Origin of the sequence: Microvirga makkahensis (genome assembly GCF_009830105.1) — a bacterium.
GTDB classification, from domain to species: domain Bacteria; phylum Pseudomonadota; class Alphaproteobacteria; order Rhizobiales; family Beijerinckiaceae; genus Microvirga; species Microvirga makkahensis.
In genome coordinates this window covers 23,746-33,910 of sequence record NZ_WURB01000038.1, presented here as the reverse complement: position 1 = coordinate 33,910, position 10,165 = coordinate 23,746, and the positions used below count along the sequence as shown (strand labels likewise).

Below are 10,165 nucleotides of genomic sequence, written 5' to 3'. Positions count from 1 at the left end.
TCAGCTGTATCTGGACTTCATCAACATGTTCCAGTTCCTCCTGGCGCTGCTGGGCAACCGCAACGAGTAAGGACGACGGTACGGACAATTCTCAGGAGCCCCGGCCCAAAGCCGGGGCTTTCTGCTGCCCGATTGCGCGCGGCAGAGCTTCGTCTTACCAATGGCGCATGAATCCTCTCGTCCGCCCCTCGGCTGAAGCCGACATTCCCGCCATCGCGGCCATCTATGCCCATGCGGTGCTGCACGGCACGGCCTCGTTCGAGCTCGATCCGCCTGCAGCGGCCGAGATCGCCCGCCGGCGTGCCGCCCTCCTCGAGGGCGGCTACCCCTATTTGGTCGCGGAGCGGGAGGGGGAGATCCTCGGCTATGCCTATGCGGGGGCCTACCGCACCCGGCCTGCCTATCGCTCCACCGTCGAAGATTCAATCTATGTCGCTCCGTCCGCACAAGGGCAGGGCATCGGGCGGCTGCTGCTGAAGGCCCTGATCGAGGAATGCGAGGCTCGTGATTTCCGGCTCATGGTTGCAGTGATCGGCGATGAGGAATCGCAGGGCTCCATCGCCCTGCACAGGAGCCTCGGCTTCGCGTCCGTGGGCATTCTCAAGGGCATCGGCTACAAGCACGGACGCTGGCTCTCCACCGTGCTCATGCAGCGGCCCCTTGGACGCGGCATGAGTGAGCCGCCGACTCGACCGATCCGTTAGTTCCGCCCATGTTGGCCGGTTTCATGGCCCGACCGCGCGGTGGGCTCTGGGACAATCCCGACTTCCTGCGTCTGTGGGCGGCTCAGAGCCTGTCCGCCATTGGTACGCGTTTCACGCGGGAGGGTCTGCCCATCATCGCGGCCCTGTCGCTGGGCGCCGGAGCGTCGGATCTCGGGCTGCTGGTGGCACTCAGCGCCCTGCCGGGCCTCGTTCTGAGTCCCTTCGCCGGTGCCTGGATCGACCGGACCCGCAGGCGGCGCGTGCTGATCCTTTCCGATCTCGTTCGGGCCGCGGCCCTGATGAGCCTTCCTGTCCTAGCCTGGCATGACGCCATCACCATCGGCCATGTCATGGGCGTCGCCACCATCGTCGCTCTGTTTTCCATGCTCTTTCAGACCGCGGACAATGCCTATCTGCCGAGCGTCGTGGAGAAGGGCCAGCTCCTCGAAGGCAACGCGAAGCTGGCCACCACCGAGGCCTTGGCGGAGGTCGCCGGGCCAGCAGCCGCGGGCGTCGCCATCCAGCTGTTCACTGCTCCCTTCGCCATTCTGATCGACGCTTTGTCCTATCTGTGGTCGGCTGCGTTTCTGGCCTCGATCCGGCGGACGGAAGCGCCGATCGAAACCGGTGAGCATGCTCCGAGCCTATGGCGCGAAGCGGCCGAGGGATTGCGCTTCGTCTTCGCGCATCCTGTACTGAGGCCGCTCACGCTCTCCATCTCGTCGCTCATGTTCTTCCTGTCCTTCTTCGCGCCGCTCTATGTGCTCTACGCCGTGCGCGATCTCGGCATTCCTCCAGGCATTCTCGGCTTCGTGATCGCCCTCGGGGGCGTGAGCGCCGTCGTCGGCGCTCGGGTCGCCGCATGGGCCGGCAAACGTTGTTCACCGCACAAGCTGCTGATTGGCGTGCTGGTGGCGTACGCGATCGTGACGGGCTTCATCCCGCTGGCACAAGGGCCCCTGTGGCTCGCGGTGACGCTGCTCTGCATGGGGCAGCTGTTCGGCGACGGTCTTTATGTGGTCTTCCACACCAATGCCTTGGCGCTGCGCCAGACGGTTACGCCCGATGCATTGCGCGGACGGGAGGGCGGCGTGGTCCATCTCCTGAGTTCCGGCCTCGGCATCGTGGCTGCCTTGCTGGCCGGAGTGCTGGCCGACAGCATCGGCATCCGGCCGATCCTCTGGGCCGGGGCCCTTGGCATTTTCATCTCCAGCCTGTGGCTATTGGCCCTGCCGGAGACGATCGAGAGCTAGATCCCCGATTCAACGCCGCAGGCGCGCGGCGGCCTTCGTCCCGGCCAGCAACACCAGCCCCGCCAGGGCCATCACGCCGATGATGCTGCTGGCCGGGCGCGCGGAAAACGGCAGGCCCTTCCGCTCGCGCCAACCGCCGCTTACGCCGCGGCCCGTGGCGACGGGCTTAAGCAGCGCCCCCCGTGTTCGTCGCGCGGGGGAGGCGCGCTTCAGGGCGCGTCGCATGGCCGCTCCCATCAGGTGCTCCGTCGGGCCGGGAGCCAGGGCATAGGCGATCTGCGCCGCGCGTGCGGGCCATCCCACCGCCACCTCGTCGCGCGGCCAGCGCACAAGGGAGACGAAGGTTTCCGCGACGTCCTCGGGCGCGTAGATGACGGGGCCGGGATCGATCCGCCGGCCGGAAACGTTGGCGCCGTGTTCGAGGCCGGGCGTGTCGACGATGGCCGGGAACACGGCGCAGACATGAACGTCCGGGCAATCCTTCAGCTCCTGCCGAAGGCTCGCCGAGAAGCCCCTCAATCCGAATTTGGAGGCCGTGTAGGCGGCGGCGAACGGCGACGGCGCCCAGCCGCCGAGCGAGACGGTGTTGATGAGGGTGCCGTGTCCCTGCCTCAGAAAGATCGGAAGCGCCATGTAGGCGCCATGCATCGCGCCGAGCAGATTCACCTCGATCGTGCGCCGGTGCAGCGCGAGATCCGCATCCTGGTAAGGGCCGAATACGCCGGTGCCGGCATTGTTGATCCACACGTCGATGCGCCCGAAGGCGCGCTGCGCTTCGCCGGCCAGCGCCGCGACGGATGTGGCGTCGGTCACATCGGTCGGCACGGCGATGGCGTCGCCGCCCAGGTCCCGGCACTCGCGGGCCACCTCCTCGAGCAGCTCCGCACGGCGCGCCGCCAGAGCCACGCGCGCGCCTCGCTGCGCGAAGGCACGGGCCGCGGCGCGGCCGATGCCGCTCGACGCGCCCGTCATCACGACGGAAAGACCGGCCATCTCGCGAGTCATGGCAACCCTCGTCGCTGCTGCATGATCATGCGCCAACGCGAGGGGCGGACGGGTGTTCCTGCGGACGGACAAGCGGCCGGAAATCCCGGGAGCGAGTTGCGGGAAAAGAGGGTTGCGTCAGTTCGACACCACCTTGGGCTTGTCGAGCACGCGCAGGACGCGGTCGAGTTCGTGTCCGCGCTTGAGGATCAGGCCTGTCGAAACGACGACCGAATAGGCTCCCTGCCTCTTGGCGAGCTTGGGGTCTTTTTCGATGCGATAGAGAGGCATTTCAGAAGTGCGCCGGTAAACCGAGAAAACCGCCTTGTCGGGGGTGAAATCGATCGCGTAATCCCGCCATTCGCCTGCGGCGACCATGCGGCCGTAGAGATTGAGAATGGTCTGCAATTCGGCCCGGTTGAAGGACACCTGCTTCGGCGCGGCGGGAAAGGACAGGATACGAGCCGTGCCCTGCACCGAGCCGCCGCGCAGCGGCTCTGAGATGTCGCCTTCGCTCATGAAAACTCCCATTGCTGGCTTTCTCGAAACTGATGATGGGTCCGGCGTAAGATCGGATCAACCCGTGAAGGCCGAATGAATCACCCCTTTCGCCGCAAATCATATTCCTGCCGCAATGGTGCCCATAAGGCGCCTCACTGAATATCGTAAATACTCACGTTGCCTCGACGGCCCGGTTCGACCATCGGCTTGGACACGTCAGCCCCCCAGCCCTCCACGCTTTTGGAGAGCCGGGCCACCAACCTCGAGACACAGGCCGCCTTTCCAGGCGGCCTTTCTTTTTCTCAGAACCCGGACAGCACGATCTTGCCTTTCGCGCGGCCGCTTTCGATGAAAGCGTGAGCTCGCTTGAGATTGGCCGCGTTGACCGGTCCCAGCACCTCGGCGAGTGTCGTCCTGATCGTGCCCTCATCCACAAGGCGCGAGACTTCGTTCAGGATCTCGTGCTGCCGCTGCATGTCAGCCGTCTGATAGGTAGAGCGCGTAAACATGAATTCCCAATGCAGGGCGGCGCTTTTCGACTTGAGCAGAGTGACATCGGGAATGCCCGCGGCCTCAATGATCGCCACATGGCCTTGGGGAGCGATGAGGGCGCTCATCTCCGGGAAGTGAGCGACGCTATTGGTCGTCGCGAACACGAAGCCGGGATCGCCGAGGCCCAGAGCCCGAAATTCTTCGGAGAGGGGCTTGCTGTGATCGATTACATGATGGGCGCCGAGATCGCGGCACCAATCCCTGGTTTCCGGACGCGAGGCGGTGGCCACGACAGTCAGATCCGTGAGTTGTCTCGCAAGCTGGATCGCGATCGAGCCGACGCCGCCCGCGCCTCCAATGATAAGGATTGTATACGAGGCGCTGGGTACGCGGCGCTTCCGAACCTCGAGGCGATCGAAGAGGGTTTCCCAGGCCGTCAAGGCCGTGAGCGGCAAAGCCGCGGCTGCGGAGAAATCCAGGGAGGCGGGCTTCCTTCCCACGATGCGTTCGTCAACCAGATGATACTCCGCATTGGTGCCCGGGCGGTTCAAGGCTCCGGCGTAAAAGACCTCGTCTCCCGGCTTGAAAAGGGAGGCCCCCGGGCCTGACGCGACTACGATTCCGGCTGCATCCCAGCCGAGAACCTTGTAGCCTCCGTCCTCCGGCTGGGCGGTGGCGCGCACCTTGGTGTCCACAGGATTGACCGAAATTGCCTTGATCTGGACGAGAACATCGCGCCCCTGCGGCACAGGTCGGGGCAGGTCGATGTCGATGAGGGACGATTCTGCCGCAATGGGCTGCGGCTGCTGGTATCCGACGGCACGCATGGCTTGTCTCCTGTTGCGTGGAGACAGAGGTGGCGGATAATGTTAGCTTTCGCAAGAACGCACAAAAAGCGCACGTAGTGTCGAAAAGGATACTGTCATGCCTCGCTCTCGCAGCACGTCCTATCTCCGCAGCTCGGGTTGTTCGGTAGAGGGCGTGCTCGATCTGATCGATGGGAAGTGGAAGGGGGTTATCCTCTACCATCTGCTGAAGGGCACCCTCCGCTTCAACGAGATTCGTCGCAAGATGCCCAAGGTGACCCACCGCATGCTCACCCACCAGCTGCGCGAGCTGGAGGCCGATGGCCTTATTGTCCGCACGGTTTACGCGCAGGTTCCGCCGCGAGTCGAATATTCGCTGTCCGCGCGAGGGCAAAGCCTGGAACCGGTGCTCATGGCCCTGAAGCACTGGGGAGACACGAATCTGTCGTCTTTCGAGGCGAAAGCGGCATAAAATTGCCGCGTCCGCAGAAACTTAACCCTGCCGCCGGAAGAAGCCCGGGGTTGTGTTGCGCGACCCGACACTCTGTGGCAACCCTCCCGCAACGCTCATAAGAGGATACGCGCATGAAGCTGGAAACGCCGACCAGCGGAAGCGAACTGACGGCCGAGGCCGTTGCGGTTCTGAAAGCCGGGCATAAAGCCATTCCGCCCACCTTCGTCCGTGATCTCTATGGGCGGGTTCCGCCCGAAGATCTCGCCGCCTATTCGCCTGCGGCGCTTGCGGAGCTCGCCGCCGCGGCCTATGAGCACCTCCAGGCTCCCCGCCCGGGCGGAGGCGAGGGTATCCGCCTCGTGGACCAGGAGGTCGAGCGCGAGGGCCGCCGCCGGGACGTGACGGTGCTTGAGATCGTCAACGACAACATGCCCTTCCTGCTCGACTCTACTCTCGCCGAACTGGTCGACCAGGGCTACGAACCCTATCTCGTGGCGCATCCGATCCTCGCCGTGGAACGCGGCACCGACGGGGGGCTCCTGCGCCTCGTGGGCGAGGCCACCGGCACGGGTCGCCGCGGTGTCAAGCGCGAGAGCTTCATCCACGTTCATCTCCCGCGCATCGACGATGCCGAGACCCGCGACCGGCTGATCGAATCCATGCGCCGCGTCCACAAGGACGTGGCTCTCGCCGTGCACGACTGGCCCGGCATGCGCGCCCGCATCACCGAGATCGTCCAGAACTACCGCCTCAATCCGCCTCCGCTGCCCGACGACGAGGTGCGGGAGGCGATCGCTTTCCTCGACTGGATCGCGCGCGACAACTTCACATTCCTGGGGCTTCGCGAATACCGCCTGCCCGCCGCCGACACCGCTGCCGACCCGGTCGAGGGTTCAGGCCTGGGGCTTCTGCGCGACTCGAGCGTGCGCGTGCTGCGCCGCGGCCGCGAACTCGTGGCGATGACGCCGGAGATCCGCGCCTTCCTGGAAAAGCCCAAGGCGCTCATCATCACCAAAGCCAACGTCAAGTCCCGCGTCCATCGCCGCGCGCATCTCGATTATGTGGGCGTCAAGCTCTTCGACGCGGACGGCAGGATGCAGGGCGAGCTGCGCATCGTCGGCCTCTTCACCGCGAGCGCCTATACCAACACCACGGCGGAAGTGCCCTATCTGCGCCACAAGGTGGCGAAGGTCGTCGAGCGCGCCGGCTTCGATCCGGCGAGCTATGCGGGTCGTTCGTTCCTCAACGTTCTCGAGAATTACCCGCGCGACGAGCTGTTCCAGATCGACGAGGACACGCTTTATCAGTTCGCCATCGACATCATGAACCTGTCAGAGCGTCCGCGGGTGCGGGCGCTGGCGCGGGCCGACGAGTTCGACCGGTTCGTGTCGGTGCTCGTGTTCGTGCCCAAGGACCGCTATGACACGAGCGTGCGCCAACGCATCGGCCAGTTCCTTGCGGGCATCTACGAGGGGCGCGTCTCCGCCTCTTACCCCACCTATCCGGAAGGACCCCTGGCGCGTACCCATTACATCATCGGGCGCGACGAGGGGCGGACTCCGCAGGTCTCCCGCGCGACGCTGGAAAAGGGCATCGCGTCCATCGTCCGCACCTGGGGCGACGCCTTGCGCGATCAGCTCGACGAGACCATCGGCGGCGCTCGCGCCCGTGCGCTCGCCGCACGCTACGCGGAGGCCTTCAGCGCGGCCTATCGCGAGGCCTTCGGCGCCGAGCAGGCGATCAAGGACATCGCGCTTCTGGAGCAGCTCTCCGAGGCCCGTCCCCGCGCCGTCGATCTCTATCGCCGCGACGGCGACGACGAGACCCGCATCAATCTGAAGGTCTTCTCCCGCAATGCGGCGCTGCCGCTGTCCGACCGCGTGCCCCTGCTCGAAAACCTCGGCTTCCGGGTCGTGAACGAGCGAACCTACCGTGTCGTCTCCACCGGCGTGTCCGGCATGGACCGGGTGTGGCTCCACGACATGGCTCTGGAGCGAGCGGCGGGCGGCGCGATCAGGATCGACGAGATCCGGACCCTCATCGAGGCGGCGCTCCTCGCCCTGTTCCGCGGACTAGCTGAATCGGATCGCTTCAACCGCCTCGTGCTCGAAGCGGGCCTCGGCTGGCGCGACGTGGCGATGGTGCGCACGCTCGGCCGCTACTTGCGTCAGATCCAGGTGGCTTACGCACAGGATTATCTGGCCGACACGCTCGCCCGCCATGCGCAGATCACCAAGAACGTCGTCAAGCTCTTCTACATGCGCTTCGACCCGCGCCAGGGCGGCGCGGCGGAGGCCGAAGCGGTCGTTCGTGTCGCCATCGAGGAGCAGCTGAAAGGCGTCACGAGCCTCGACGACGACCGCATCCTGCGCCGCTTCATCAACCTCATCGAAGCAGCCGCGCGCACGAACTTCTTCCAGCTCGAAGGCAACGGCCTGCCGCGTCAGACCATCGCGTTCAAGTTCGAATGCGCGAAGGTGGAGGGTCTGCCCCTGCCGAAGCCTCTCTACGAGATCTTCGTCTATTCGCCGCGCGTCGAAGGCGTGCACCTGCGCTATGGCAAGGTCGCGCGCGGAGGGCTTCGCTGGTCCGACCGCCCGCAGGATTTCCGCACCGAGGTGCTGGGCCTCGTGAAGGCGCAGCAGGTGAAGAACGCAGTGATCGTGCCGGTCGGTGCGAAGGGCGGCTTCGTGCCCAAGCAATTGCCGCCTGCGAGCGACCGTCAGGCCTGGCTTGCGGAGGGCACCGAGAGCTACCGTATCTTCGTGCGCACGCTCCTGCAGCTCACGGACAATATCGAAGGCGATCGTGTGGTGCCGCCGGCCGATACGGTGCGCCACGACGGGGACGATCCCTATCTCGTGGTCGCCGCGGACAAGGGTACGGCCACCTTCTCCGACACGGCGAACGCGCTGTCCATCGAGAAGGGGCATTGGCTGGGCGATGCCTTCGCGTCCGGCGGCAGTCAGGGCTACGATCACAAGAAGATGGGCATCACCGCCCGGGGCGCGTGGGAGGCGGTGAAGCGCCACTTCCGCGAGATGGACATCGATATCCAGAAGGAGCCCGTGGCGGTGGCGGGCGTCGGCGACATGTCGGGCGACGTGTTCGGCAACGGCATGCTGCTCTCCCGGTCGATCAAGCTCGTGGCGGCCTTCGACCACCGCGACATCTTCCTCGATCCAAACCCGGATCCGGGGGGTGCGTTCAAGGAGCGTGAGCGCCTGTTCAATCTGCCGCGTTCCAGCTGGCAGGATTACGACAAGTCCCTGATCTCGAAGGGCGGCGGCGTGTTCCCGCGCAACGCGAAATCGATTCCGCTCTCGCCCGAAATGCGCACGCTGCTCGGTCTCGACAGGCACGAGGCCACGCCCGCGGAAGTGATGACCGCGATCCTCAAGGCCGATGTGGGCCTGCTCTGGTTCGGCGGGATCGGCACCTATATCCGCTCTTCGGCGGAGACCGACGAGCAGGTGGGCGATCGCGCCAACGATCCCATTCGGATCACCGGCGCGGAGGTGCGCGCCAGGGTGATCGGCGAGGGCGCCAATCTCGGCATGACCCAGCGCGGCCGAATCGAGGCGGCGCAGAACGGCGTGCGCCTCAACACGGATGCGATCGACAACTCGGCGGGCGTCAACACCTCCGACGTCGAGGTGAACATCAAGATTGCGCTCACCACTCCCGAGCGTGACGGACGTCTGACGCAAGAGGCGCGCAACACCCTTCTCGCCGAAATGACCGATGAGGTCGCGGGCCTCGTGCTTCGCAACAACTATCTTCAGACCCTGGCGCTCTCCCTCTCCGAGAAGCGCGGCGTTGCGGATCTGGGCTTTGCCAGCCGTCTCATGCAGATGCTGGAAGCGCAGGGCCGCCTCAACCGCAAGGTGGAATACCTGCCCGACGACGCGACGCTCATCGAGCGTGCCCGCCGCGGCGAAGTGCTCACCCGTCCGGAACTCGCTGTGCTGATCGCCTATGCCAAGCTCTCGCTGCACGACGAGCTGCTCGACAGCGCCGTTCCGGACGATCCCTATCTCGGCAAGGAGCTGGAGCGATACTTTCCGGCAGCCATGCGCGAGCGCTTCCCTGATGCGATCGCAAGTCATCGCCTGCGCCGCGAGATCATCGCAACGCAGCTCGCCAACGCGATCATCAACAGGGGCGGCCCCACCGTGGTGGCGCGTCTCGTGGATCAGACCGGAGCGGATGCGCCAACGATTGCCGCAGCCTATGCGGCCACGCGCGACGCCTTCGACCTGACCGAAATGAACCTCGCCATCGACGCGCTCGACGGGGTGGTGCCGGGCAAGGTTCAGCTGCGCCTCTACGGCGAGCTCCAGAACCTGCTCATGAACCGCATTGTCTGGTTCATCCGCAACGTGGACTTCAGCAGCCACTCCCTCGACACGATCATCGGCGCCTATCGGTCCGGGATCGCGGAGGTGGAGCGCGGCTTGCCGGAAACGCTGTCGCCCGAAGCGCGCGAGTCCTTGAACGCCCGCGCGGGAGGCCTGATGGATCAGGGCACGCCCGAGGGCCTGGCCCGCCGCATCGCCGCCCTGCCGGACCTGGTGGCCGCGCCCGACATCGTGCTCACCGCGCAGAAAGCGGGCAAGCCCGTGAGCGATATCGCGTGCACGCATTTCGCGCTCGAAGCGGCTTTCCGCCTCGGATCGCTCATCGGAGCTGCGCATGAGATCGCGGTCAGCGACTACTTCGACCGTCTGGCGCTCGATCGGGCCATCGACAGCATCGCCTATGCCCATCGCGGCCTCACGGCGGAGGTCGCTGCGCAGGATGCCTCCGGCGCGGAGGCGGTCAGGGCCTGGAGCGAGAAGCGCGGTGCCGATGTGAGCCGCATCAGGAGCGCGGTGGACAGCATCGTCTCCTCCGGGCTCACCCTGTCCAAGATCACCGTGGCGGCGAGCCTGCTCGGCGATCTGGCGAGGACAGGCTGAAGGCGTGGCG

7 protein-coding genes are annotated in these 10,165 nt (G+C 65.7%); 4 read left to right on the top strand and 3 right to left on the bottom strand.

The genetic code is table 11. The features are described from left to right. Positions 1 to 167: 167 nt before the first annotated feature. Both GR328_RS24575 and GR328_RS24570 read left to right on the top strand, forming a co-directional pair. Positions 168 to 704, top strand: a complete 537-nt coding sequence (locus GR328_RS24575) for a GNAT family N-acetyltransferase (protein WP_160888294.1) — start codon at positions 168 to 170, stop codon at positions 702 to 704. A 23-nt stretch (positions 705 to 727) separates the two neighbouring features. Continuing rightward, positions 728 to 1,957 (top strand): MFS transporter, encoded by a 1,230-nt coding sequence (locus GR328_RS24570; protein ID WP_160888293.1) that lies wholly within the window; start codon positions 728 to 730, stop codon positions 1,955 to 1,957. A 9-nt stretch (positions 1,958 to 1,966) separates the two neighbouring features. Here the strand turns inward: GR328_RS24570 and GR328_RS24565 are convergent, their stop codons facing one another. From GR328_RS24565 to GR328_RS24555, 3 genes are all read right to left on the bottom strand, one after another. Beyond that, positions 1,967 to 2,962, bottom strand: a complete 996-nt coding sequence (locus GR328_RS24565; protein WP_160888292.1) for an SDR family oxidoreductase — start codon at positions 2,960 to 2,962, stop codon at positions 1,967 to 1,969. A gap of 117 nt (positions 2,963 to 3,079) precedes the next feature. Next, positions 3,080 to 3,460, bottom strand: a complete 381-nt coding sequence (locus GR328_RS24560; RefSeq protein WP_160888291.1) for a DUF2794 domain-containing protein — start codon at positions 3,458 to 3,460, stop codon at positions 3,080 to 3,082. A gap of 284 nt (positions 3,461 to 3,744) precedes the next feature. Continuing rightward, complete coding sequence (locus tag GR328_RS24555; RefSeq protein ID WP_160888290.1) at positions 3,745 to 4,761, bottom strand: zinc-binding alcohol dehydrogenase family protein; 1,017 nt, start codon at positions 4,759 to 4,761, stop codon at positions 3,745 to 3,747. Between the two features lie 97 nt (positions 4,762 to 4,858). On the opposite strand from GR328_RS24555, the gene GR328_RS24550 reads away from it, so the two are divergent. Both GR328_RS24550 and GR328_RS24545 read left to right on the top strand, forming a co-directional pair. Continuing rightward, the gene (locus GR328_RS24550; RefSeq protein ID WP_160888289.1) at positions 4,859 to 5,212 is read left to right on the top strand and encodes a winged helix-turn-helix transcriptional regulator; all 354 of its coding nucleotides are present in this window, start codon (positions 4,859 to 4,861) and stop codon (positions 5,210 to 5,212) included. A gap of 113 nt (positions 5,213 to 5,325) precedes the next feature. Continuing rightward, positions 5,326 to 10,155: an NAD-glutamate dehydrogenase gene (locus GR328_RS24545; protein WP_160888288.1), complete on the top strand. Its 4,830-nt coding sequence runs from the start codon at positions 5,326 to 5,328 to the stop codon at positions 10,153 to 10,155. Positions 10,156 to 10,165 lie beyond the last annotated feature (10 nt).

Excerpts from the sequence above, each read along its gene's own strand:
- GR328_RS24575 (WP_160888294.1), top strand. The coding sequence starts at position 168 with ATGAATCCTCTCGTCCGCCCCTCGGCTGAAGCCGACATTCCCGCCATC.
- GR328_RS24570 (WP_160888293.1), top strand. The coding sequence starts at position 728 with ATGGCCCGACCGCGCGGTGGGCTCTGGGACAATCCCGACTTCCTGCGT.
- GR328_RS24565 (WP_160888292.1), bottom strand. The coding sequence starts at position 2,962 with ATGACTCGCGAGATGGCCGGTCTTTCCGTCGTGATGACGGGCGCGTCG.
- GR328_RS24560 (WP_160888291.1), bottom strand. The coding sequence starts at position 3,460 with ATGAGCGAAGGCGACATCTCAGAGCCGCTGCGCGGCGGCTCGGTGCAG.
- GR328_RS24555 (WP_160888290.1), bottom strand. The coding sequence starts at position 4,761 with ATGCGTGCCGTCGGATACCAGCAGCCGCAGCCCATTGCGGCAGAATCG.
- GR328_RS24550 (WP_160888289.1), top strand. The coding sequence starts at position 4,859 with ATGCCTCGCTCTCGCAGCACGTCCTATCTCCGCAGCTCGGGTTGTTCG.
- GR328_RS24545 (WP_160888288.1), top strand. The coding sequence starts at position 5,326 with ATGAAGCTGGAAACGCCGACCAGCGGAAGCGAACTGACGGCCGAGGCC.